This window comes from Nakamurella multipartita DSM 44233 (genome assembly GCF_000024365.1).
Taxonomy (GTDB): domain Bacteria; phylum Actinomycetota; class Actinomycetes; order Mycobacteriales; family Nakamurellaceae; genus Nakamurella; species Nakamurella multipartita.
The window spans coordinates 4,385,700-4,410,456 of record NC_013235.1 but is presented as its reverse complement, the minus strand read 5'-3'; the positions used below and the strand labels follow the sequence as shown (position 1 = coordinate 4,410,456).

Genomic DNA, 24,757 nt, shown 5'->3' with positions numbered 1-24,757 from the left:
CCCGCCACCGGCCGTGGACGAGGACTCGCTGCGTCGCCTGCTGGACGAGGCGGTCAGCCGCAGCGCGTCCGAAGTCAAGCCGGCCGCCGAGCCCGACCTGGGCCGGTTCGCCCTACTCAGCCACGAGGCGCAGGCCGCCGCCGAGGCGGCCGACGCCGTCCGCCGGACCGCGGCCGAGGCCGCCGAGGAACTGTCCGTGCGCACCCGGCGGGACGCCGAGCAGCTGCGCCAGGACGCCCAGGCCGAGGCGCAGCGCACGATTGCGGCCGCCCGGGCCCAAGCGGCCGAACTACGCGCCGGCCTGGAGAACGAGCGCACCCGGATCGCCGGCGAGGCCACGGCCGCGCTCGCCCAGGACCGCAAGGAACTGCAGGAGGCCGAGCAGCGGCTGCGGGCCGCCACCCAGGCCCTGGCCGACGAGCAGCATGCCCTGGTCGCCGACCGGCGCCGCATCGGCAGCGAGAGCAGCGAGTTGGCCTCGGCCAAGCGGGCGCTGGAGGCCAAGGCCGCCGCCCTGGCCGAACAGGAGGCCGACCTGCGCAAGCAGGCCGGCGCCTTGGACCAGCGCGAACGCGACCTGGCCGCCGCCGACGCGGCCCGGGAGGCCGAGCTGGTCCGGATCTCCGGGCTCACGGTCGAGGCGGCCCGGGCCGAGCTGCTGGCCGGCCAGGAGGAAGCGGTCCGCCGGGACGCGGCGATGATGATCCGCCGCATCGAATCCGAGGCCCAGAACTCGGCCAAGCAGCGGGCTCGGGCGATCGTCGCCGAGGCGATCCAGCGGGTGGCCTCGGACCAGACCGCCCAGACCGTGGTGGCCGTGGTCCACCTGCCTGCCGACGAGGTCAAGGGCCGCATCATCGGCCGCGAGGGCCGCAACATCCGCGCGTTCGAGACGGTCACCGGCGTCAACGTCATCATCGACGACACCCCCGAAGCAGTCCTGCTGTCCTGCTTCGACCCGGTCCGCCGGGAGATCGGCCGCATCACCCTGGAGATGCTGATCGACGACGGCCGGATCCACCCGCACCGCATCGAGGAGGCCTTCGAACGGGCCCGCGACGAGGTCGACGTGCTCTGCCGGCGGGCCGCCGAGGACGCCATGCTCGACGTCCGCATCACCGACCTGCACCCGGAGCTGGTGGCCCTGATCGGGCGGCTGAAGTACCGGACCTCCTACGGCCAGAACGTGCTCGGCCACCTGGTCGAGACCGCGCACATCGCCCGGGCCATGGCCGCCGAACTGGGCATCGATCCGACCGTGGTCACCCGCGGTGCCTTCCTGCACGACATCGGCAAGGCGCTGACCCACGAGGTCCCCGGCTCGCACGCCCTGATCGGGGCCGACCTGGCCCGCAAGTACGGCGAGTCCGACGAGGTCGTGCACTGCATCGAGGCCCACCACGACGAGGTGGCCCCCAGCACCGTCGAGGCCGTGCTCACCCAGGCGGCCGACGCCTGCTCGGGCGGCCGGCCCGGTGCCCGCCGCGAGTCGCTGGAGTCCTACGTGCAGCGACTGGAGCGGATCGAGGCCATCGCCGGCGCCAAGAAGGGCGTGGAGAAGGTCTTCGCCATGCAGGCCGGTCGCGAGCTGCGGGTCATGGTCAAGCCGGACATCGTCGACGACGTCGAGGCGCACATCCTGGCTCGCGAGGTGGCCAAGCAGATCGAGGAGGAGCTGACCTACCCCGGTCAGGTCCGGGTCACCGTCATCCGAGAGTCCCGGGCCACCGAGATCGCCCGCTAGGCGGCCGCCGCGAGGAGCGGCGGTCCGCCATCAGCTCTTCTTGAACTCGTCGATGCCGGGCGCGTCCAGAATCTCGATCTGCTGTCGGGCAGCCATGAGGTCGCTTTGGGCGGCCGGATCGATCTGCACGACCTTGCCACCGCCACGACGGGTGCGCAGCTTGCGCTCCAGCCAGTGCGAGAACCAGCCGAGCGCCAGGTTGATCAGGATGTAGATCAGCGCCACCACGACGTAGGTGGGCAGCAGGTTGCCGTAGTTGCTGGCCGAGGTGTTCGCGGCCCGACGCAGCTCCACGTAGCCGACCAGGATGCCGCCCAGGGCGGTGTCCTTGACGATGACGACCAGCTGGCTGACCACCGCCGGCAGCATCGAGGTGACCGCCTGTGGCAACAGGATCAGGGTCATCACCTGGGTCTTGCGCAGGCCCAGCGCGTACGCGGCCTCGGACTGGCCCTTGGGCACGGCCAGGATGCCGGCCCGGAACACCTCGGCCAGCACGGAGCCGTTGTAGAGCACGAGACCGATGACCACGGCCGCGAACGGGCTGGACGTACCCAGGATCGCGAACCAGAGCTGGAACGCGAACAACATCAGGATGATGACCGGGATGGACCGGAAGAACTCGACGACCACGCCGGCCACCCACCGCACCCAGGTGTGGTCCGACATCCGGGCGATGCCGAAGATCGCGCCGATGGGCAGCGCGATCACCACGCTCAGGGCGGCCGCCTGCAACGTGGCCCACAGGCCCGGCAGCAGGTAGGTCGTCCAGTTCTGGATCTCCAGGAATGGCGACCACTTCTCGGCGGTCAGCTGGTTCTTCTCGATCAGCACGCTGATGATCCACCAGACCAGGGCGGCCAGCACGATCCCGAAGACCACGCTCAGGATCAGGTTCAGCCGCCGCGCCTTCGGGCCGGGGATGTCGTAGAGGACGGTGGCGCGTTCGCTCACTGGTGCACCATCCTTAGGTCATCAATCCTCGAGGGGTTGGTGATGCGCCCGAGGTGCCGCCCGGTCATCGCCCAGCTCGCTGGACACGGTTGATGTCCACGATGAGATCTGCGAGATCTGGCGGTTCCCCGGGACGTGCCGACCGTCGACAGGGCTGAGCGCCAAAGCTGCGTGCCGCGAGCGCCGATCAGTGAGCGAACCGGCAGACACGTCCCGGCACCATCGGCACCGTACGAGGGCGCCTCCCCACTGGGACTAGCAGCGAGGAGGCTGACGTGAAGTCTGCCAGCAACACCCTGCCCGACCAAGCACCCCAAGACCTGACCGCAGGCCTGGACTGGGCCCGCGACGACCACGCCGTGTCGATCGTCAACGACCGCGGCCGCGAGATTGCCCGGCACACCATCGAGCACACCGCCGCCGGACTGATCGAACTCGTGGCCGTGCTCACCCGCGCCGGCTGCCAGGAGGTCGCGATCGAACGCCCCGACGGGCCCGTGGTCGACGCCCTTCTCGGCGCCGGTGTGACCGTGGTCGTGATCAGCCCGAACCAGGTCAAGAACCTGCGTGGCCGGTACGGCTCGGCCGGCAACAAGGACGACCGGTTCGACGCCTACGTGCTCGCCGACACCCTGCGCACCGACCGGTCCCGGCTGCGGCCACTGGTGCCCGACGCACCGGAAACCGTCGCGCTGCGCCGAATCGTCCGCGCTCGCCGCGATCTGGTCGCCCACCGCGTGGCCCTGGCCAACCAACTGCGCGCCCACCTTCGCCTGGTCTTCCCCGGTGCGGTCGGCCTGTTCCGGCAGATCGACTCGCTGATCACTCTGGCGTTCCTGACCCGTTTCCCGACCCAGGACAAAGCCGACTGGCTCACCCCGACCAGACTCGGCCGGTGGCTGTCCTCGGTCGGCTACTCCGGACGCACCGACCCGGCCGCGTTGCACGCCCATCTGACCGCCGCACCCCGCGGCGCCGCCGGCGACCAGACGGCGTACACCGCGATCACCGCATCCTCCGTTGCCCTGCTCACCGCGATGGTTACCCAGATCAAGGCTCTGGAAGCCCAGATCAGCGCCCAGCTCGACGCGCACGCCGACCAACACATCTTCACCAGCCTGCCCCGCTCGGGCCGCGTCCGGGCCGCCCGGCTGCTCGCCGAGATCGGCGACTGCCGAGCCAAGTTCCCCACCCCGGAAGCGTTGATCTGCCTGGCCGGTGTCGCCCCGTCCACCCGCCAGTCCGGAAAGATCCGCGTCGTGGCGTTCCGATGGGCCTGCGACAAACAACTCCGCGACGCCGTCTGCGACTTCGCCGGCGACTCGATCAAGGCCAATCCCTGGGCAGCCGATCTCTACCGAAGAGCCAGAGCACGAGGTCACGACCACCCCCACGCCGTCCGGGTCCTGGCCCGTGCCTGGCTGACCGTCATCTGGCACTGCTGGCAGGACGGCGTGCGCTACGACCCCGCAGAACACCGGGCCCTGCAACGCCTCCTCAACCAAGATCAAAAAAGGGCGGCTTGACACAGGGCTTCTCATCGCTTCACCTGGTACTTGTTGGCGACCGCGCCGAAGATCAGGCCGGTCGGCAGGGTCAACACGATGAACCCGGCGGCGATCACGAGGAAGACGGCGGTGAACTTGTCCGCCTCGTTCTCCAGCAGCGTGTTCATCAACAGGGCCGCCTCCGCCACCCCGATGGCCGAGGCCACCGTCGTGTTCTTGGTCAAGGCGATCAGCACCGAACCCAGCGGGGCGATCACCGCCCGGATCGCCTGCGGCAGGACGACGATGCCCAGCACCTGGGTGAACTTCAGGCCGATCGCCCGGGCGGCCTCGGCCTGGCCGGGGGGCACGGTGTTGATGCCCGACCGGATCGCCTCGCAGACGAAGGTCGAGGTGTAGATGATGAAGCCCAGGACGGCCAGCCGGAAGTTCTGCGAGTTCAGGAAGGCCTGCGGGTTGACGCCGGCCTCACGGACGGCCAGGCGCAGGCCGAGCTGATTGGCCACCACCTGCGACATCATGATGATGATCAGGGTCAGCGGGATGTTGCGGACCACATTGACGAAGCCGCCCGCGAACGAGCGCATCAGCGGCACCGGGCTCACCCGCATCGCCGCCAGAATCACCCCGAGGATGAACGACCCGATCGCCGACCAGAAGGTCAGCTGCACGGTCATCCAGAACGCACCGAGGATGTCGTACCGGGGGTCGGTCAGGAAGCTGAAATCCACGTTCACCCCTCGAGGTCATGCGGGCTGCGGCCCAGTCGGGTGGCACAGGTCAGAACGAACGGCCCCCGGGTCGATCCCCGGGGGCCGTCGCGCGAATCAGCTGCTGGGGGTCGGCGGGGACGGGATGGTGAAGCCCGACGGCCCGACGGTGTCCTCCAGGGCCTGCTTCCAGGAACCGTCGGCGATCATCGCGGCGATGGCCGCGTTGATGGCCGCGGTGCCGGCGGCGTCACCCTTCTTCAGGCCGATGCCGTAGTTTTCGGTCGAGAAGCCCTTGCCGACGACTTTGAGCTCACCCGGGTACTGCGCGGCGTAGCCGGCCAGGATGACGTTGTCGGTGGTCACCGCGTCGACGGCGCCGGACCGCAGGGCCTCGACGCATTCGGTGTAGGTGCCGTACTCCTGCAGGGCCACGTCCGCCGCGTAGTTGTCCTTGACCTTCTGGGCGGAGGTCGAACCGGTCACCGAGCACAGGATCTTGCCGGCCATGGCCTCGGGGCCGGTGATGTCGGTGTTGTCGGACTTGACCAGCAGATCCTGGGCGGCGATGAAGTACGGCCCGGCGAAGTTGACCTTCTCCTTGCGCGCGTCGGTGATCGAGTAGGTGGCGACGATGTAGTCGACCTCGCCGCGGTCGATCAGGCCCTCACGCTCGGCCGACTTGGACTCCACGAAGGTGATGCCGCCCTCGGGGACGCCCAGCTTGCCGGCGACGTACTTGGCCACCTCGACGTCGAAGCCGGAGAACGAGCCGTCCGGGTTCTTCAGGCCCAGGCCGGGCTGATCGAACTTGATCCCGACGGTCACCTTGCCCTCGCCGGCGTTCGTCAGCACCTGCGAGTCTCCGGTCGCGCCCGCGATCGCGCTGCTGGCCGCGCTCTGCGCCGAGGACAGCGCGCTGCCCGCGGCCGAGGTGGCCGACGCGACTGCGCTCTGGGCGGCGCTGGCGGCGCTGCCCGCCGCACTGGTCGCCGAAGAGGTGCTCGAACCGCTGCAGCCGGTGACGACGAGGGCCAGCGCAGCCGCGCCAGCGATCGCCGATCCGATTCTGCGGAGTTTCATCAGGTGCTTCCTTCCGGTGATTCCGGCCCGGGTCGGTCCCGGGCCGTGAGCTCGACGGTGGTGCTCGAGATGGGGCAGTGCTCGAAGCGGGTCAGTGCTCGAGATGAGTCACTCGACATCACTCAGTGGGTCAGGATCTTGCTCAGGAAATCCTTGGCCCGGTTCGAGGTCGGGTTGGTGAAGAACTGCTCGGGGGGCGCGTCCTCGACGATCTCCCCGTCGGCCATGAACAGCACCCGGTCGCCGGCCTTGCGGGCAAAACCCATCTCGTGGGTGACCACGACCATGGTCATGCCCTCCTTGGCCAGCGAGACCATGACGTCCAGGACCTCGTTGACCATCTCCGGGTCCAGGGCGCTGGTCGGCTCGTCGAACAGCATGACCTTGGGTTTCATGGCCAGCGCCCGGGCGATTGCCACCCGTTGCTGCTGCCCGCCGGAGAGCTGGGCCGGCAGCTTGTCCTTTTGCGCCTCGATGCCCACGCGCTTGAGCAACGAGATCGCCAACTCGTCGGCCTCGGTCTTGTTCATCTTGCGGACCTTGGTCGGGCCGAGGGTGACGTTCTGCAGGATCGTCCTGTGCGCGAACAGGTTGAACGACTGGAAGACCATGCCCACGTCGGCCCGGAGCTGAGCCAGCCCCTTGCCCTCCTCGGGCAGTGGAATCCCGTCGATCGCGATCCGACCCGAGTCGATCGACTCGAGCCGGTTGATCGTGCGGCACAGGGTCGACTTCCCGGAACCGGACGGTCCGATGACGATGACCACCTGGCCGGCCGGGACCTCCAGTTGGATGTTCTTGAGCACGTGCAGCGCTCCGAAATGCTTGTCGACGTCGTGCATCGAAATCATCGGCTGCGCCGACGTCGACGGCGTGCTGCCAGCGGTCACAAACCCTCCCCAAGTGGTGGCATCGGACTCACAGGTCGTTCGAGACTGTCACACACCGCCCGCACATGAACACCAAACGGCCCAGCAGTAATCGAACCTTTACGCAAGCGGTGACCTGGTGCAGCCGTTCGGGCGATCTCGTCCCCGCCGGTCACCCCGTGCGAGTCGCCCCGGCCCGCGCCGGCGGCAACTACCCTGATCGTCGTGAGCGCAGCAGTGACCGACAGCCCGGCCCGGACCAGGACCTATCAGGTCCGTACCTTCGGGTGCCAGATGAACGTGCACGATTCCGAGCGGCTGTCCGGGCTGCTGGAGGGTGCCGGGTACCGGGCGGCCGACGATGGCGACCCGGCCGACGTGGTCGTGTTCAACACGTGCGCGGTCCGGGAGAACGCGGACAACAAGCTCTACGGCAACCTGGGCCACCTGGCGTCGGTCAAGGCCAAGCGCCCGGGCATGCAGATCGCGGTCGGTGGCTGCCTGGCCCAGAAGGACCGGGGCGAGATCGTGCGCCGCGCCCCGTGGGTCGACGTCGTGTTCGGCACCCACAACGTGGGGTCGCTGCCCACGCTGCTGGAGCGGGCCCGGCACTACGAGCAGGCCCAGGTGGAGATCCTGGACGCGCTGGAGGTCTTCCCGTCCTCGCTGCCGGCCAAGCGGGACTCGCACTATGCCGGCTGGGTGTCCATCTCGGTGGGCTGCAACAACACCTGCACGTTCTGCATCGTGCCCTCGCTGCGCGGCAAGGAGGCCGACCGCCGACCCGGTGACGTGCTGGCCGAGGTGCAGATGCTCGTCGACGACGGGGTGCTGGAGGTGACCCTGCTCGGGCAGAACGTGAACTCCTACGGCGTCCAGTTCGGCGACCGGCAGGCGTTCGGCAAGCTGCTGCGGGCCTGCGGGGCCATCGACGGGCTGGAGCGGGTCCGCTTCACCTCGCCGCATCCCAAGGACTTCACCCCGGACGTCATCGAGGCGATGGCCCAGACGCCGAACGTGTGCCACCAGCTGCACATGCCGCTGCAGTCCGGCTCCGACCGGGTGCTCAAGGCGATGCGCCGCTCCTACCGCTCCACCCGTTACCTGGCGATCCTGGACGAGGTCCGCGCGGCGATGCCGGACGCGGCCATCACCACCGACATCATCGTCGGCTTCCCGGGCGAGACGGACGAGGACTTCGAGCAGACCCTGGACGTGGTGCGCCGATCCCGCTTCGCCGGCGCCTTCACCTTCCAGTACTCGCCGCGGCCCGGTACCCCGGCGGCCACCCTGCCCGATCAGGTCCCGCCGGAGGTGGTCGCCGAACGGTTCGGCCGGCTCACCGAGATCGTCACCGAGTCCGCCCTGACCGAGAACCAGCGCCAGGTCGGACGGACCGTGGAGTTGCTGGTCTCGGCGGGGGAGGGTCGCAAGGACAACAGCAGTGGACGGCTGACCGGGCGGGCCCGCGACGGGCGGCTGGTGCACTTCGCGCCGCAACCTGCCACTGCCACTGCCGCTGCCACTGCCGCTGCGGCCGGGGTCAGCGGGTCGATCCGGCCCGGTGACGTGGTCACGGTGACCGTGACCCGGGCCGCCCCGCACCACCTGGTGGCGGACGAGGGTGTGCTGACGCATCGGCGGACCCGGGCCGGCGATCGCTCGCTGGAGGGCACCGCGTTGATCACCCCGGGGGTGGGGTTGGGCATGCCGTCGGTGGGCCGGCCGGCCCGCTCGCCGGAGCCGGTCACCGCCTGCGGCTGAGCCGGCCCCGGCACACGCTCAGGGCCGGCCGGTGTGGGCCTGCGGGCCGGCTAACGGTCGACCGCGCTCTGCGCGGTCTTGAGCCATTCCTCCCACTGCTTGGCCTGGGCCTCGGCCTGCTTGGCCTTGCGCTCGTCCCCGGCCGCGCGGGCCTTGGCCGCCTGGGCCTGGAACGACTCGACCCGGGCCCGGAACTGCGCCACCCGCGCGTCGGTCTCCGGGTCGGTGCGCCGCCACTGCCGATCCTCGGCCGCCTTGATGCGGTCCTCGATCGTCTTCAGGCGCTGATCGAGGTCCCGGATCCGTTCCCGGGGGACCTTGCCGGCCGCCTCCCAGCGCTCGTGGATCGAGCGCATCTTGGCCTTGGCCTGGTCCAGACCGGCTGCCGGGTCAATCTTCTCGGCCTCGGTGAGCAGCTTTTCCTTGGTCGCGGCGTTGGCCGCGAACTCGGCGTCCCGGTCGGAGAACACCTTGTTCCGGCGGGAGAAGAACTTCTCCTGCGCGGCCCGGAAACGCGCCCACAGCGCGTCCTCGACGTCGCGCGGAGCCCGGCCGGTGGCCTTCCACTCCTCCATCAGGGCGCGGTACTTGGCCGCCGTCTCGCCCCAGTCGCTGGCGTCCGAGAGCGCCTCGGCCCGCTTGATCAGCTCTTCCTTGGCCTCCCGGGCGGCGCCCCGCTGCTTGTCCAGTTCGGCGAAGTGGGAGCCCCGGCGCCGGGTGAAGGTGTCCCGGGCCTTGGCGAACCGCTTCCACAGCGCGTCATCGGTCTTGCGGTCGATGCCGCGGATGGTGCGCCACTCGTCCACGATCGCCTTGAGCCGGTCGCCGGTGGACTTCCACTGGGTCGACTCGGCCAGGGCCTCCGCCTCCGCGCACAGGTCCTCCTTGGCCTTGATCGCGGCGTTGCGGGCCGCGATCCGGGCGGTGGAGGCGCCGGCGATGGCGGCGTCGGCGACGCCGATCACGATCTCCAGCCGGACCGCCGCGTTGTCCAGATCACCGATCGCCGACAGCGACTCGACCTGGTCGCGCAGCGCGATGGCCTGCGCCTTCGTGGCCTTGGGATCACCCGTGCCGGAGGCCAGACGCGCCTCCAGCAAAGCGATCTCGGTGTTGAAGTCGTCGAACTTGCGGCCGAAGTGGGCCAGCCCGGCCTCCGCGTCACCGGCCTGCCAGTTGCCGATCGCGCGCTCGCCGGCGGCCGTGCGGACGTAGACGACACCGTCGTCGTCGATGCGGCCCCACTCGTGCGGGTCGACGCTGTCGACCACCGGCTCGACCACCGTCGAGTGCGCCGGGGCGTGCGTGGGCGTCGCCGGCACCGGGCTGGGCCGGCCGCCGCCCGGGCCACCCGGCCGGCCACCGGGGCGCGACCCCGGCGACCCGGGACGCCCGCCGCGGGGACGAGGACCACGCTGGCCCGGCCGCTGCCCGGGGGTCGCGGGAGCCGGCGTGCTGGTGGCCGGGTCGGCGTCCGGGTGTGGAGCGGCCGCCGGCTCGGGCGCGGCGTCGTCGGATTGGTCGGCCGGTGCAGCGTCGGCCTGGTCGGCCGGTGCAGCGTCGGTCTGCTCGGCCGGTGCAGCGTCGGCCTGGTCGGCCGGTGCCGGTTGATCCGTCGCGGGCTCGACGGTCGGCTGGTCGGGCGCATCGGCCGGGGTGCTGGTCGTGATCGGGGAGGGCATCGGCGCGGGTTCGATCGACGGCGCCACGGTCGGGATCGCGACCGGTGGCGTGCGTGGGGCGACCGTCGGCATCGGGACGGGCCCGCTCGATCCGGCGTGGGCGAGCTCGTCCGCACCCGCGGCCGAGCCCTCGTCCGTCCCGGCCGCGGGTGCGGCGTCGTCGGTGGGCGTCGTGGTCGACGGGGGCGCGGGAGCGTCGGGAAGGTCCGGTAGGTCGGGGAGTTCGGGCAGGTCCGGCACCTCCGGAGCCGGCGCCGGGGCGCCCGGTTCCGGGGTGGGGATGTCCGGCGAATCCGGGGTCTCCGGCACGCTGAGCGTGGGGTCCGGGCGGTCCGCGCCGGCCGGCTCTCCGGAAGAATGTCCTTCGGTGGTCGTGACGTCGTCGGGCATCGGTCACACGCTCCTACCGCTCAAGGGAACCGTCATGGCCCCCGGGCGCCTCGCGGCGCTCCCTTACATATGCATCGCCGGCGTGGCCGACATCACGTCCAGTGTGCCCGCTGCCCCCATACCGGGCGAGAGGGGGTCCCGTGCGATCGATGGTTAGCCTGCACGGGACACACAAGACCAGCGAAATCCGGAACTCAGGGGTGGCGGCGTGAGCCAGTCGTGATCGTCGCTGCCGCCGTCGTGCCGGGGGCGCCGTTTCTGGTGCCCGGGGTGGCCGACCCGATCGCCGCGCGTACCTCCGAGCTGACGGCCGCCTGCCGGCAGGCGGTGGGCGGGCTGTCCGGGGCCGACCGGATCGTGCTGGTCAGCGCCGCGCGATGGCCGTCGCCGGCCCGTCGGCTGCCGCCCGGCACGGTGCCGGGCGGGTCGCCGCTGCGCCGTCGGGATCTGGGCGACGGTGCACCGCCGGTGATCGATCCGGCGGTGGGCAGCATCGTCGGGGCGGCCGTGCTGCGCCGGGCCCGGCCGGAGCTGGACCTGACCCGCGTGCTGATGGTGGAGACCGGCACCGACCCGGCCGCCGCGGCCGCCCTGATCACCGCCCCCGAGGACGAGTCCCGGATCGGCTTGTTGGTGGTGGCCGACGGCGCCGCCGCCCACGGTGAGCACGCCCCGGGCCGGCGGGACGACCGCAGCGCCGAGTTCGACGATGCGCTGGCCGCCGCCCTGGGCGACGGCGACCCGGCGGCCCTGGCCCGGGCCTGCGCCGACCGCGACCTCGGGCGGCAGCTGCTGGCCGTCACCGACCCGCTGCGCGTGCTGGCCCTGCTGACCGTGGCCGAGCCGCCGACCGGCGCCGAGCTGCTCTACGGCGCGCACCCGTACGGGGTGGGCTACCTGGTGGCCGGCTGGCGTTGGAGCCGGGGGTGAGCCGGCTGGTGGTGGTCGCCGGCCCGACCGGCACCGGCAAGTCCGAACTCGCCCTGGACCTGGCCGAACGGCTCGACGGCGAGGTGATCAACGCCGACTCCATGCAGCTGTACCGGGGTATGGACATCGGCACGGCCAAGTTGCCGCCGGCCGAGCGTCGCGGTGTGCCGCACCATTTGCTCGACGTGCTGGAGGTGACCCAGACCGCGACCGTCGCCGCCTACCAACGCGACGCGGGGGCGCTGGTCCAGGACATCCTGGCCCGCGGCCGCACTCCGCTGCTGGTCGGCGGGTCGGGCCTGTACATCCGGGCCGTGGTCGACTCGATCGAGTTCCCGGCGACCGACCCGGCCGTGCGATCCCGGTTGGAGGACGAGCTTGCCGTCCTCGGCCCGGCCGCGCTGGCCGAGCGGCTCCGGGAGGTGGACCCGGATGCGGCGCTGAGCATCGGCCCGGCCAACGGGCGCAAGATCGTCCGCGCGCTGGAGGTGATCGAGCTGACCGGGCGCCCGTTCAGCGCGACGATGCCCCGGTACGGGGCCCCCGCGTTCGACGCGGTCCAACTGCTGCTGGACCGGGAGACCGCCGGGTTGGACGTCCGGCTGGCCGACCGGGTGCAGCGGATGGTCGAGCTCGGCCTGCTCGACGAGGTCCGGCAATTGGCGACGCGGGGCCTGCGTCAGGGGGTGACGGCCTCCCGGGCGCTGGGATACGCGCAGTTCCTGGCCGTGCTGGACGGCACCTCCACCGTGCCGGATGCCATCGCGCAGACCACCCAGGCGACCCGGCGCTTCGTGCGCCGGCAGCGGTCCTGGTTCCGGCGCGACCATCGAATGATCGAGGTGGCGGCGGATCGAGCCGATCTGCTCGATCGGGCGTTGGAGGCGATCGCCGCCACATCCGTAAGCTGAGCCGGTGCCCGCCGCCCCCTCCGCCCCCGCCGATTCCGACGGGCCCATTTTCCTCAAGGGGCACGGCACCGAGAACGACTTCGTCCTGCTGCCCGACCGCGCGGACGAGCTGGATCTGACCGAGAACCGCGTCCGCGCCCTGTGTGACCGCCGGGCCGGGCTGGGCGGGGACGGGGTGATCCGGGTGGTGCCGGACGCCGACGGCGGGTTCTTCATGGACTACCGCAACGCCGACGGATCGCTGGCCCAGATGTGCGGCAACGGCGCCCGGCTGTTCGCTCGCTACATGGTCGACGCCGGCTGGGCCGCGCCCGGCCGCATCCCGTTCCGCACTCGCGGCGGCCCCCGGGTGGCCCATGTGCAGACCAGCGGCGACGTCTCGATCGAGATGGGACCGGCCACCCTGGGCGTCGCCTCCCGGGCGGCGATCGGCGATGCGGCATTCGCCGGGATCGCGGTGGACGTCGGCAATCCGCACCTGGTCTGCCTGGACATCGGCGACCGGTCGACCTTGGCCGCGCTGGACCTGAGCCACGCGCCCGAATTCGATCCGCAGGTCTTCCCCGACGGGGTGAACATCGAGTTCGTCACCGCGCAGGGCCCGGGCGAGGTGGCCATGCGGGTGCACGAGCGTGGGGTGGGAGAGACCCGTTCGTGCGGGACCGGCACCGTCGCCGTGGCCGCGGCCACGCTGGCCGCGGCCGGGCGGACGCAGGGCCGCGTCCTGGTCAACGTGCCGGGCGGCCAGGTCACGGTGGACATCGCCCCCGGCACCTCGATGTTGACCGGCCCCGCGGTGATCGTGGCCCAGGGTCGGGTGGAACCGCAGTTCTGGGCCGCCCACCGCTGATATTCGGCCCTGCGGAAAAGGACCGGAAATTCGGGCCGCCGGCATGGCAGGCTGGACCTGGCATTCATTGATGACGAACAAAGAGGGTCCAACTGTGCGAATCCAGCCCACTCACCACGACGGTGACGGCGGCGCGCCCATCCGGCTGCGGGACGAGCCGATCGAGTTCGACGACCTGGAACACACCCAGGGCGACCGGGACCTGGCCGACCGCGCCGCGCTACGGCGCGTGGCCGGTCTGTCCACCGAACTCACCGACATCACCGAAGTCGAATACCGAAAGCTTCAGCTGGAACGGGTCGTGCTGGTCGGCGTCTGGGCCGGCGCGGCCTCGACCGCGGTCGCGGCCGAGGAGTCGATGGCCGAGCTGGCTCGGCTGGCCGAGACCGCCGGCTCGGTCGTCCTCGAGGCCGTCATGCAGCGACGCAGCCATCCCGACAGCGCCACCTACGTCGGCTCCGGCAAGGTCACCGAACTCAAGGAGATCGTCGAGGTCACCGGCGCCGACACGGTGATCTGCGACGGCGAGCTCACGCCCAGCCAGTTGCGCAACCTGGAGGAGAAGCTGCGGGTCAAGGTCGTCGACCGGACCGCGCTGATCCTGGACATCTTCGCCCAGCACGCCCGGTCCCGGGAGGGCAAGGCCCAGGTGGAACTGGCCCAGCTGAACTACCTGGTCCCGCGACTGCGGGGGTGGGGTAGCGTGCTGTCCCGGCAACGGGGTGGTCGAGTGGCCGCCGGCGCCGGCATCGGCTCCCGCGGTCCCGGCGAGACCAAGCTGGAGATCGACCGTCGACGGATCCACCGGCGGATCTCCCAGTTGCGTTCGGATCTGAAGGACATGCGCCGGGTCCGGGACACCAAACGGTCCCAGCGACGGGCCAACGCGGTGCCGGCGGTCTCCATCGCGGGCTACACCAACGCCGGCAAGTCCTCGTTGCTGAACCGGCTCACCGACGCCGGGGTGCTGGTCGAGGACGCGCTGTTCGCCACCCTGGATCCGACCACCCGCCGGTCCCGGACCACCGACGGCCGCGTCTACACGCTGACCGACACGGTCGGCTTCGTGCGGCACCTGCCGCACCAGCTGGTCGAGTCGTTCCGCTCCACGCTGGAGGAGATCGGCGACGCCGACCTGCTGCTGCACGTGGTGGACGGCTCCGACGAGAACCCGGAGGCCCAGGTCTCCGCGGTGCGCGAGGTGCTCGGCGAGATCGACGCCCTATCGGTGGCCGAGATCATCGTGGTGAACAAGATCGACGCCGCCGACGAGATGACGCTGACCCGGCTGCGGCACGTGCTGCCCGGTGCGGTGTTCGTCTCGGCCCGGACCGGGGCCGGGATCGACGAGCTGCGGGATCGGATCGCCGCCGCGCTGCCCGATCCGGCCGTCGCGGTCAACGTGCTGATGCCGTTCAGCGAGGGCGCGTTGGTGTCCCGGGTGCACTCCGAGGGCACGGTGCTGGGCGAGGAACACACCCCGGACGGCACGCTGCTGCAGGCGCGGGTCTACCCGGACCTGGCCGGTGTGTTGGCGCCGTTCGCGGCGGCCGGCTGATCGCCGGCGATTCGGCCGCGGATGGACGGCGCGCGCCGGCTGCGGGTGGCGGCGCGGGTAACCTGAGCGTGGGCGGGATTCCCCGTTGCCGGGCCACGGTCGGGCAATCGGTGGGGGTCGTGGCCACGAAGTACTAGCGATTCCGATCTATCCGCCCGTCCCAGGAGGAATGCTGGGGCGGTCACCGCGACGTCCGGTCGCGACAACGAGGAGGCATTCGATATGGGCGGCCTGTCCTGGTGGCATTGGTTGATCATCATTGCCGTCTTCATTGTGCTGTTCGGCGCCAAGCGCCTGCCCGACGCGGCCCGGAGCGTGGGCCGGTCCTTGCGGATTCTGAAGTCCGAGGTCGGCGCGATGCACGACGACGAACAGGCCAAGCGAGCCGCCACGGAGACCGACCTGACGGCGGCCCAGCCCACGCCGACCGCGCAGATCGTCGGCCAGACCCCGCTGGCGGCGACCCCGCCGCCGCCCGTCACCCCGGTGGTCCCGGTGGTCAATCCGGTTCCGGTGGACGAGCGGCGGCCCTGAGCGGCCTGCACTGAGCGGCTGAGCCAGAGCGGGTCGGTCAGAGCTTGCGCAGCACGGTGACGACGCGACCCAGGACCACGGCCTCGTCACCGGGAATCGGCTCGTAGGCAGCGTTGTGCGGCATCAACCACACGTGCCCGTCCTTGCGCTTGAACGTCTTGACGGTGGCCTCGCCGTCGATCATCGCGGCCACGATGTCACCGTTGTCGGCGACCGGCTGCTGACGGACCACGACCCAGTCGCCGTCGGTGATCGCGGCGTCGATCATCGAATCGCCGACAACCTTGAGCAGGAACAGCGTGCCCTCGCCGACGATCTCCTTGGGTAGCGGGAAGACGTCTTCGATCGCCTGCTCGGCCAGGATGGGCCCACCGGCCGCGATCCGGCCGACGACGGGCACGTAGCTCGGGCTGGGCAGCGGGTGGGTCGCCTCGGTGTCCGGCATCGCATCGTCCAACGGGCGGATGTCGACCGCGCGCGGCCGGTTGGGGTCCCGCCGCAACAGCCCCCGCTTCTCCAGCACCTTGAGCTGATGGGCGACCGACGACGGCGACTTGAGCCCGGCCGCGTCCCCGATCTCACGGACGCTGGGCGGGTAGCCGCGACGCTCCACCGAGTCACGGATGACCTGCAGGATCTTGTGCTGGCGCATCGTCAGGACCCGGCCGGGCTTGGCCGGCGCGTCCGGGAAGTCGACGACCTCGGCACCCGCCGACGCCCCGTCGGCCGGGACAGCCTCGTCGGCGAGCACCTCGGGATCCGCATCGGTGGGGATTGCCTGCTCGTCGTCGGTCATGATGCGGCGCCTTCCTGAACCTGGCTTGAATCGGCCTGAACTGATGAGACCTGACGCCCGCTCGCGCCGATCGGTCCAGGCCAGCCTAGGGTTCACCTGGTCACAATTCAAACACCCGTTCGATCAACACGCCGATAGATCTTCCCACTGTCAGACCCCTGAGGTACAACTCGTGCAGACGTTCGATAGAACGTCCGTTCGAGCGCCGATCGGGGTTCGAACGCCAGGCGGATGACAGATCGGGCCCCTCTGGTCCGGCGGATCGGTCAGGTGTGGCAATGAGAACGCAGCTTCTTCACGACGATGTCGACGAACGCTCGTGGCGGCTTCCGCAGGTCGACCCGACCGGCTGGCTGGCTCCGGCAGTCCCGGTCGGTCCGGCCGGCGGGTCCCTTTCCGTCGGCGCCGGGTCGGACGGTCGGTCCGAGGCCCCCGTCGCCGTCCCCGGCGCCCAACCCAGCGGTCCGGGCGTGGACGACCGGGGCAAGGACGGCGGGCCGGCGGTGCGGCGTCGTCGGCCCCGGCGGACCGCCTCGGCGCGGGCCGCGCGCGAGCGTGAGCTGTCCCGGCGTCGGCTCCGGCGGCACGGGCGCGTCGTCCCGGTCGGCCCGGCGGGCGTCGGGCTCGGGCCGGCCCAGGGGCCTCGACCGGTCGCGACCGTGCGCCGGGTCGCCGAGGCGGTCGGCCCGGTGCGGACGGCCGGCCCGGCCGGGAACATCGGTCGCTGGGGCCGGCTCAGCCTGACCGTGCTGGTCGCGGCCACGATGGTCCTGCTGGCCGGGCGGCTACTGGCCGGGGCGCTCGGCGGCGGCGGGACCGAACTGGTCGAGGTCACCGTTCGGCCCGGGGACACGCTGTGGTCCATCGCCAGCACGACCTCCCCGGATCGGGATCCACGGGCGGTCATCGAGGACATCCGGGGGCTCAACGATCTGTCCGGTGACCTGGTACGGGTCGGCGAGGTGCTCCGCGTGCCGGCCCCGGCGGGGTGATCGCGCGGCCGTTGGGCAGTCAACGGCCGGTGCCCAATCAGTGGGGACACCAGGAGTTCGTGATCCGACACGCCGGGGGCGGCTTGCGCTTCGATCCGCTCGGATCTACCGTCTACCCCTACATCTAGTACTTACACGGATGTAAGATATCAACAGGTTGTGCCACCTCGATCGGGCAGTTGTCCACAGGAATGGCCGGTTGCCCACCGGTGGTGCACATGCCGATCCACAGAGCCAGTCCGACAGCGATCCACCAGCCGGTCATCCACACGAGCGATCCACAGCCCGGACGCCGGTTGGGGACAAATCGATCTGACACAGAAGGGAAGGTTGCCGTCGTGCGCTGTCCCTTCTGTCGCCATCCCGATTCGCGGGTGATCGACTCCCGCGAGGTCGACGACGGACAAGCCATCCGTCGGCGGCGCTCGTGTCCGGAGTGCGGGCGCCGGTTCAGCACGCTGGAAGGCGCGCTGCTGTCGGTGGTCAAGCGCAGTGGCGTCACCGAGCCGTTCAGCCGCAGCAAGGTCATCGCCGGGGTCACCCGGGCCTGCCAGGGCCGGCCGGTCGACCCGGACGCGATCGCGCAGCTGGCCCAGCGGGTGGAGGAGACGGTGCGCGGATCCGGCCAGGCCGAGTTACCGAGCCAGGACGTCGGACTGGCCATCCTGGGACCGTTGCGCGACCTGGACGAGGTGGCCTACCTGCGGTTCGCCTCGGTCTACCGGTCGTTCACCTCGGCCGACGACTTCGCCGCCGAGATCAGGAGCATGCGCGAGCAGGATGCGGGCACCATCGCTCCCGACGCCGGGGCCGATGCCGCCGGCGGTGGCACCGCACCGACGTCCGACCGGTCACCGCCGGTCCCCATCACCTAGACCGCGCCCGGCCCCGCCACGGGGTCACGGGCCCGACCCACTTCGGTTCGACAGCGGCTCACCTCGGTGTGGATCGCTCAGCAGATTTGCTTCAGACGGATGCTTTTCAGGGGAAGGAAGCGCATGACCGAGACCATCGGAGTACCAGGTTCGGCGAACGGCTCGAACGGGTCGGCCAAGGCTCGCAAGAGCAAGGCCGCCGCGACCAACGGGGGAACGCAGGGCCTCACGCTGCAGCGGCTGTTCACCACCGCCGGCGTGCACCCGTACGACGAGGTGAGCTGGCAGCGTCGCGACGTCGTGATGACCAACTGGCGGGACGGCACCGTCAACTTCGAGCAGCGCGGCGTGGAGTTCCCCGACTTCTGGTCGGTCAACGCGACGAACATCGTCACCAGCAAGTACTTCCGCGGCGCGGTCGGCGGGCCCACCCGTGAGTCCAGCCTGCGCCAGCTCATCGACCGCGTGGTGTCCACCTACACCGCCGCCGGCGTCGAGCACGGCTACTTCGCCACCGAGCAGGACACCGAGATCTTCGAGCACGAGCTGACCTGGATGCTGCTGCACCAGGTGTTCGCGTTCAACTCGCCGGTCTGGTTCAACGTGGGCACCAAGTCCCCGCAGCAGGTCTCGGCCTGCTTCATCCTGTCCGTGGACGACACCATGGACTCGATCCTGAACTGGTACCGGGAAGAGGGGCTGATCTTCAAGGGCGGCTCCGGCGCCGGGCTCAACCTGTCCCGGATCCGCTCGTCCAAGGAGCTGCTGTCCTCCGGCGGCACCGCCTCCGGGCCGGTCTCGTTCATGCGCGGTGCGGACGCCTCGGCCGGCACCATCAAGTCCGGTGGCGCCACCCGCCGGGCGGCCAAGATGGTCGTGCTGGACGTCGACCACCCGGACATCGCCGAGTTCGTCGAGACCAAGGCGCGCGAGGAGCACAAGATCCGCGTGCTGCGCGACGCCGGCTTCGACATGGACCTGGGCGGCGACGACATCATCTCCGTGCAGTACCAGAACGCGAACAACTCGGTGCGCGTCTCCGACGAGTTCATGCGCGCCGTCGATGCCGACACCGACGAGGGCGCGAGCTTCGGGCTGCGTGCCCGGCAGACCGGCGAGGTCATCGAGACCGTCGACGCCCGTGAGCTTTTCGGCAAGATCACGCAGGCCGCGTGGGAGTGCGCCGACCCCGGCATCCAGTACGACGACACGATCAACGACTGGCACACCAGCCCCGAGTCGGGTCGGATCAGCGCGTCCAACCCGTGCAGCGAGTACATGCACCTGGACAACTCCTCGTGCAACCTGGCCTCGCTGAACCTGATGAAGTTCCTGTCCGAGGACGGCACGTTCGACGCGCCGACCTTCGCGCGGGCCGTGGAATTCGTCATCACCGCGATGGACATCTCCATCTGCTTCGCCGACTTCCCGACCCAGCCGATCGCCGAGACCACCCGCGCCTACCGGCAGCTGGGCATCGGCTACGCGAACCTGGGTGCGCTGCTGATGGCCACCGGGCACGCCTATGACTCCGAGGGTGGCCGCTCGCTGGCCGCCGCCATCACCTCGCTGATGACCGGTGTCGCCTACCGGCGTTCGGCCGAGCTGGCCGGCGTCGTCGGACCGTACGAGGGCTACGCCCGCAACGCCGACGCGCACAAGCGGGTCATCCGCAAGCACGCCGCGGCCAACGACTACGTCCGCTCCATCGGCGGCAACGACGGTGCGGTGCTCAAGCTGGCCACCACCGTCTGGCAGGACACGGTGGCCATCGGTGAGCGCAACGGCTACCGCAACGCGCAGGCCAGCGTGCTCGCCCCGACCGGCACCATCGGTCTGATGATGGATTGCGACACCACCGGCATCGAGCCCGATCTGGCGCTGGTGAAGTTCAAGAAGCTGGTCGGCGGTGGCTCCATGCAGATCGTCAACCAGACCGTGCCGGGGGCGCTCAAGTCACTGGGCTACCAGGCCGAGTCGATCGAGGCGATCGTCGAGTACATCGCCGAGCACGGCCACGTGGTCGATGCCCCCGGCCTGCGGCGCGAGCACTACAGCGTGTTCGACTGCGCGATGGGGGAGCGGTCCATCGCTCCGATGGGGCACGTGCGGATGATGGCGGCGGTGCAGCCGTTCATCTCCGGCGCGATCTCCAAGACCGTCAACATGCCCGAGCACGCCACGGTGGCCGACGTCGCCGAGATCTACCAGCAGGGCTGGAAGATGGGCCTCAAGGCGCTGGCGATCTACCGGGACAACTGCAAGGTCGGCCAGCCGCTGTCGGCCTCGAACAAGAACCACGGCGAGAAGTCCGCCGACGCCTCGGTCGGTGCCGCGGCCGAGGTGACGGCCGCGCCGGCCGCGCCCGTCGTCACCGGCCCCGTGCGCCGGCGGTTGCCCAAGAAGCGTCCGTCGCAGACGGTGTCGTTCACCGTGGGCGGTGCCGAGGGCTACCTGACCACCGGTTCCTACCCGGACGACGGCCTGGGTGAGGTGTTCATCAAGCTGGGCAAGCAGGGTTCCACCCTGGCCGGTGTGATGGACGCGTTCTCCATCGCGGTGTCGGTCGGTCTGCAGTACGGCATTCCGCTGGAGTCCTACGTCGCCAAGTTCACCAACCTGCGCTTCGAGCCGGCCGGCATGACCGATGACCCGGACGTGCGGATCGCCACCTCGGTGATGGACTACCTGTTCCGTCGCATCGCGCTGGATTATCTGCCGGTCGAGTCCCGGGCCGAGCTGGGCATCTTCTCCGCCGAGGAGCGCCGGGCCCAGGTCGCCACCAACTACGGGTCGGAGAGCCCGGCCCCGACCGGGGTCGACGACGCCGACGACGGCCTGGTGGAGAACCTGCGCACCACGGTCGACGCCACCCCGGTGGTCCGGCCGGCGGTGGAAAGCGGTGCCCCGAGCGCGGTTCCGGCCGGTGCGCGGGATGCCGGCAAGGCGGGCTCGTCCACCGAGCTGCTGGAGCTGGTGATCGGTAAGTCGGCCGATGCCCCGCTGTGCTTCACCTGCGGGACCAAGATGCGCCCGTCCGGAGCGTGCTACCTGTGCGAGGGGTGCGGCTCCACCAGCGGCTGCAGCTGACGGTTGGCGGCCGGGGTACCCTCCGGGGGCCCCGGCCGGTCACCCGGGCTTGCCCACCGGCCCGACCACCGCGGTGAAGGACGAACACGATGAGCACGATGCGGGAGGTTGCCGCGCGCGCGGGAGTCAGCGTCAAGACGGTTTCCCGGGTGTTCAATGACGATCCGCATGTGCTGCCGGACACGCGGGAACGGGTGCAGGCCGCGCTGCGGGAGCTGAGCTACGTACCCAACGACCTGCCGTCCACGTTGCGGGCCGGCCGCGCGCCGGTGATCGGCATTGCCGTGCCGGACATCGTCGATCCGTTCTTCGCGTCGATCACCCACTCGATCCAGTCGCTGGCCTTCGAGCGGGGCATGTTCACGTTGGTGACCAGCCTGGGGGTGGACCCGGAGCTGGAGAAGCCGATGGTCGAGGGGCTGCTCAAGCGCGGGTTGAGCGGGCTGGTGCTGGCGCCGATCACGGCCGACCAGTCGTACCTGTCGGTGTGGTCCACCCGCCTGCCGGTGGTGTTCGTGGACCGGCAACCGGCCAAGTTGGCCGCGGATTCCTTCACCGAGGACGACGAGGGCGGCGCGGATGCGGCGACCACCCATCTGATCGAGCACGGGCACCGGCGGATTGCGTTCCTGGGGGAGCAGCCGATCCTGCGCACCGCGGCCGGGCGGCTGGCCGGGTACCGGGCCGCGCTGGAGCGGGCCGGTCTGCCCGAGAGCCCGGAGCTGGTGATCCTGGGGGTGGGCGACCGTCCGGGGGCTCGCGATGCCCTGGCGGCGTTGCGCGACCTGCCGGAGCCGCCGACCGCCGTCTTCTCCTCCAACGCCCGCTGCACGATGGCGCTGTTGCCGGCGTTGCGGCCGCACGAGTTCGCCCTGGTCGGGTTCGGCGACTTCCCGATGGCCGACGTGGTGACGCCCGCGGTCTCGGTGATCGACCAGGACCCCTACCGGCTCGGTCGACTGGCCGCCGAACGAATCTTCGACCGGCTCGACGCCCCCGACCGGCGCTACCGGCGGCGCACCGTCGTCCCGGTGCGCCTGATCGAACGGGCGTCCTGCTCGGCGGCCCCGGCCGGCTGAGGCCAACTCAGTCCGGCCGGGGCGCTCGGGTCGGTCAGTTCGCCGCGTCGATGACCGCGTTGAGCTCGCGCAACCGCGGCAAGGCCCGGTTGGTCAGGTAGTCCTGCCGGGTGGCGGACGAGATCGACAGGCTGTCCTTCCACAGGGACCGGCCGGCCATCGCGCCGCTGGCCCCGTTGGCCATGGCGATCGCGACCTGCTCGATGAAGGTCTCGTGATCGACCCCGGCCGACAGCACCGCCCACGGCACGCCGTCGGCGGCCGCGGTCACCGCCTGGCAGGCCTGCGCCGAGCCCGGGTACTGCAGCTTGAGCACCTTGGCCCCGCACTCGACGGCCAGCTTGGCGCCGTCGACGACGAGCGTGCCGAAGGCGGCGCGGTAGTCCTCGTCGGACTCGTCCTCGAGCTGGTAGGTCAGCAGCTCGACGATCAGCAGCAGCCCCTCGGCCGAGCACGCGGCGACCAGCTCGCGGATCTGGTCGGCCACCACGGAGGTGAGGCCCTGCTTGTCGGGCCGGGTGTAGAAGAGCATCTTGGCGACGTCACCGCCGAGCTCGCGGACCCGTCGCGGGGTCACGCCGTCGACGTAACGGGTGTAGCGCAGCCCGTCGACCGTCTCGAAGCCGGAGGCGTCCATCCCGACGACCAGGGCGGTGTTGCGACCCAGGGTGCCCTCGTCGACGATCGCCGGCAGCGCGACCTCCGGATCGAGCAGGATGGCCGGCGCGTGGTTGGCCAGGTACTGCACCAGATCGGACTTGGCCGCCGCGAGTTCGGCGGTGCTGATGCCCTTGGCCCCGTTGGGGGCGTCGGTCATGGCGGCCTTCATGCCGTTGCGCTGATCGGCGGCGACGATCAGCATGCGGCCGCCGGGCGTGGAGATCGAGCTCATGCCGCGGCGTTCCAGGGTGGTCAGGGTGTTCATGGTGGTTCCTCCGGTGAGGTCGTGGGGCGGGGGGCGGGGCGGCGCGGGCCGCCGGGTCAGGCGGCGGGTGGGGGCCCGGGCCGCCGGCTCGGCCGGCCGGGGACGGGCGTTGCGGTGCCGGGGGCCGGGGCCCCGGGAATGGGGGTGTCCGCGGCGGCCGGGGCAAGCAGGCCGGCGGCGATCCGGGCGGCGCCGAAGGCGGTCTCCTGCGTGCGGGCGGAGACCGAGAACGTCGGCAGGACCTGGGCGCGGGCGCGCTGCACGGCGGCCATGTCGACCCACCCACCGGTCAGCATCGCCGACGTCGCCGGGGGCACCTCGGCGTCGATGGCCTCGATGAGCCGGGCGATCTCGTCGTTGCTGTGCCGCAGCACGGCGCCGAACAACTCGGCCGGGGTGGCGTCGTCGGTCTGCAGGGCGACCCGCAGCACGCCGTCGTCGTTGCGCGCGCCGGTCACCGAGATCCCGCCCGGCGGAAGCGATCCCGAGTACGGCAGGGCCATCACCGCGGCATCCAGCCCGTCTCGACCGGCCCGGTCGCGAATCCCGCACAACTGCAGGGCCCGCCGCAGCACCAGGCCGGTCTTGACCCCGGCCACCAGCACGTGTCGCCCCGGCACGATGTGCCGGACCTCGTTGATCAGCCGGCCGGCCAGCCGGGTCCGGGCGTCGTAGCCCAACGGTGCGTCCAGCACGCGCAGCAGCACCTCGGCCGTACCCATCGAGACGTGGTAGTGGCCCAACGGGATGGCGCCGGTCGCCTCGGCGGCGACCAGGTGATCGTGCCCGGCCACGGTGATGGCGGCCCCGGCAAAGGGCGCCGGGAGCGTGGAATCGGTGTGGCCCACAGCCGTCCCGGCCGTCACCAGCGGCGGCAGCAGCGTGTCGGTCACCCCCAGGTGCTCGAGCATCGGCGCCCAGGCGGTGCCCGAGTCCTGGTCCAGCAACCCGGTCCGTGAGGTCAGCGAATACTCGGCCACTGCCCGGCCGCCCAACGACATGGCCACGAACTCGGGCAGGTTGAGCCAGCGCAACCCGCGCAGGGCCAACCCCTCGTCGCGGAGCAGGGCCAGCTTGGCCACCGATACCTGGCTGCCCAGGGGCAATCCCGTGCGTCCGGCGAACTGCTCGCGCACCGGACGGGGGAACGCGGCGACCTGGCGGGCACCTCGCGGGTCGAACCAGGCGAAGGCGGGCCGGACCGCGGTGCCCCGCGGGTCGATCAGCATGCCGCTCTCGCCCATCCCGGAGACGCCGATCGCGGCGACCGGTTCACCGCCCAGGTCGCCGAGCCGGGCCGCGGCGGCCCGCAGCAATTCGTGCACCGCCGCGAGCAGCCGATCGGCGGACAACTCGGCCGTGCCCTCGGCGCCCGACTGCCAGGGCGTGGGAACCTGCTCGACCACCAGTTCGGCGCCGGCGGCGTCGACCACCAGGAGCTTGATGCCGGTGCTGCCCAGATCCAGACCGGCGAGCAGCGGGGCAGTCGTCGACACTGGCGTGGCGCCTCTCG

General features: G+C 71.0%; 20 protein-coding genes. 12 read left to right on the top strand and 8 right to left on the bottom strand.

The annotated features are described in order from the left end of the window. Positions 1–28: 28 nt before the first annotated feature. Positions 29–1,744 (top strand): ribonuclease Y, encoded by a 1,716-nt coding sequence (rny, locus tag NAMU_RS19760; RefSeq protein WP_407669256.1) that lies wholly within the window; start codon positions 29–31, stop codon positions 1,742–1,744. 30 nt (positions 1,745–1,774) lie between these two features. On the opposite strand, the gene NAMU_RS19755 is transcribed toward rny, so the two are convergent. Further along, entirely contained in the window at positions 1,775–2,698 is a 924-nt protein-coding gene (locus NAMU_RS19755) for an amino acid ABC transporter permease (protein WP_015749108.1), read from the bottom strand. 275 nt (positions 2,699–2,973) lie between these two features. Between NAMU_RS19755 and NAMU_RS19750 the strand changes: the two genes are divergently transcribed. Then, positions 2,974–4,224, top strand: coding sequence for an IS110 family RNA-guided transposase (locus NAMU_RS19750; RefSeq protein ID WP_015746517.1), 1,251 nt, complete (start codon positions 2,974–2,976; stop codon positions 4,222–4,224). Between the two features lie 11 nt (positions 4,225–4,235). Here the strand turns inward: NAMU_RS19750 and NAMU_RS19745 are convergent, their stop codons facing one another. From NAMU_RS19745 to NAMU_RS19735, 3 genes are all read right to left on the bottom strand, one after another. Next, a complete protein-coding gene (locus tag NAMU_RS19745; protein WP_138180358.1) occupies positions 4,236–4,943 on the bottom strand; it encodes an amino acid ABC transporter permease in 708 nt (235 codons plus the stop codon). 90 nt (positions 4,944–5,033) lie between these two features. Further along, a complete protein-coding gene (locus tag NAMU_RS19740) occupies positions 5,034–5,999 on the bottom strand; it encodes a glutamate ABC transporter substrate-binding protein (RefSeq protein ID WP_015749106.1) in 966 nt (321 codons plus the stop codon). Between the two features lie 122 nt (positions 6,000–6,121). Beyond that, entirely contained in the window at positions 6,122–6,850 is a 729-nt protein-coding gene (locus NAMU_RS19735) for an amino acid ABC transporter ATP-binding protein (protein ID WP_041369187.1), read from the bottom strand. Positions 6,851–7,093: 243 nt separating this feature from the next. Here NAMU_RS19735 and miaB point away from each other — a divergent pair, with 243 nt between their 5' ends. Beyond that, the gene (gene miaB, locus NAMU_RS19730; protein ID WP_041369185.1) at positions 7,094–8,632 is read left to right on the top strand and encodes a tRNA (N6-isopentenyl adenosine(37)-C2)-methylthiotransferase MiaB; all 1,539 of its coding nucleotides are present in this window, start codon (positions 7,094–7,096) and stop codon (positions 8,630–8,632) included. Between the two features lie 50 nt (positions 8,633–8,682). On the opposite strand, the gene NAMU_RS31935 is transcribed toward miaB, so the two are convergent. After that, the gene (locus tag NAMU_RS31935; protein ID WP_407669255.1) at positions 8,683–9,954 is read right to left on the bottom strand and encodes a DUF349 domain-containing protein; all 1,272 of its coding nucleotides are present in this window, start codon (positions 9,952–9,954) and stop codon (positions 8,683–8,685) included. A gap of 969 nt (positions 9,955–10,923) precedes the next feature. Here NAMU_RS31935 and NAMU_RS30620 point away from each other — a divergent pair. From NAMU_RS30620 to tatA, 5 genes are all read left to right on the top strand, one after another. Continuing rightward, positions 10,924–11,634, top strand: coding sequence for a class III extradiol ring-cleavage dioxygenase family protein (locus NAMU_RS30620; protein ID WP_015749102.1), 711 nt, complete (start codon positions 10,924–10,926; stop codon positions 11,632–11,634). Beyond that, positions 11,631–12,545 carry a tRNA (adenosine(37)-N6)-dimethylallyltransferase MiaA gene (gene miaA / locus NAMU_RS19715; protein ID WP_015749101.1) on the top strand — a complete coding sequence of 305 codons (915 nt, stop codon included), beginning with the start codon at positions 11,631–11,633 and terminating at the stop codon, positions 12,543–12,545. The genes NAMU_RS30620 and miaA overlap by 4 nt, the downstream gene beginning before the upstream one ends. A gap of 4 nt (positions 12,546–12,549) precedes the next feature. Beyond that, complete coding sequence (gene dapF / locus NAMU_RS19710; RefSeq protein ID WP_015749100.1) at positions 12,550–13,395, top strand: diaminopimelate epimerase; 846 nt, start codon at positions 12,550–12,552, stop codon at positions 13,393–13,395. A gap of 139 nt (positions 13,396–13,534) precedes the next feature. Continuing rightward, positions 13,535–14,953 carry a GTPase HflX gene (gene hflX / locus NAMU_RS19705; protein WP_407669254.1) on the top strand — a complete coding sequence of 473 codons (1,419 nt, stop codon included), beginning with the start codon at positions 13,535–13,537 and terminating at the stop codon, positions 14,951–14,953. A 222-nt stretch (positions 14,954–15,175) separates the two neighbouring features. Beyond that, entirely contained in the window at positions 15,176–15,487 is a 312-nt protein-coding gene (gene tatA, locus NAMU_RS19700) for a Sec-independent protein translocase subunit TatA (protein WP_015749098.1), read from the top strand. A gap of 37 nt (positions 15,488–15,524) precedes the next feature. Here tatA and lexA read toward each other — a convergent pair whose 3' ends face one another. Then, positions 15,525–16,283, bottom strand: coding sequence for a transcriptional repressor LexA (lexA, locus tag NAMU_RS19695; RefSeq protein ID WP_015749097.1), 759 nt, complete (start codon positions 16,281–16,283; stop codon positions 15,525–15,527). 278 nt (positions 16,284–16,561) lie between these two features. On the opposite strand from lexA, the gene NAMU_RS30615 reads away from it, so the two are divergent. The 4 genes from NAMU_RS30615 to NAMU_RS19675 all read left to right on the top strand — a co-directional run bounded on the left by NAMU_RS30615 (position 16,562) and on the right by NAMU_RS19675 (position 22,319). Then, entirely contained in the window at positions 16,562–17,275 is a 714-nt protein-coding gene (locus NAMU_RS30615; protein WP_015749096.1) for a LysM peptidoglycan-binding domain-containing protein, read from the top strand. A gap of 338 nt (positions 17,276–17,613) precedes the next feature. Next, a complete protein-coding gene (gene nrdR / locus NAMU_RS19685; protein WP_015749095.1) occupies positions 17,614–18,150 on the top strand; it encodes a transcriptional regulator NrdR in 537 nt (178 codons plus the stop codon). A gap of 123 nt (positions 18,151–18,273) precedes the next feature. Further along, positions 18,274–21,240 (top strand): vitamin B12-dependent ribonucleotide reductase, encoded by a 2,967-nt coding sequence (locus NAMU_RS19680; protein ID WP_015749094.1) that lies wholly within the window; start codon positions 18,274–18,276, stop codon positions 21,238–21,240. Positions 21,241–21,329: 89 nt separating this feature from the next. Further along, the gene (locus NAMU_RS19675; protein WP_015749093.1) at positions 21,330–22,319 is read left to right on the top strand and encodes a LacI family DNA-binding transcriptional regulator; all 990 of its coding nucleotides are present in this window, start codon (positions 21,330–21,332) and stop codon (positions 22,317–22,319) included. Between the two features lie 34 nt (positions 22,320–22,353). Here the strand turns inward: NAMU_RS19675 and NAMU_RS19670 are convergent, their stop codons facing one another. Both NAMU_RS19670 and NAMU_RS31515 read right to left on the bottom strand, forming a co-directional pair. Beyond that, complete coding sequence (locus NAMU_RS19670) at positions 22,354–23,244, bottom strand: tagatose-bisphosphate aldolase (protein WP_015749092.1); 891 nt, start codon at positions 23,242–23,244, stop codon at positions 22,354–22,356. 56 nt (positions 23,245–23,300) lie between these two features. After that, a complete protein-coding gene (locus tag NAMU_RS31515) occupies positions 23,301–24,740 on the bottom strand; it encodes an FGGY-family carbohydrate kinase (RefSeq protein WP_015749091.1) in 1,440 nt (479 codons plus the stop codon). Positions 24,741–24,757: the final 17 nt, after the last annotated feature.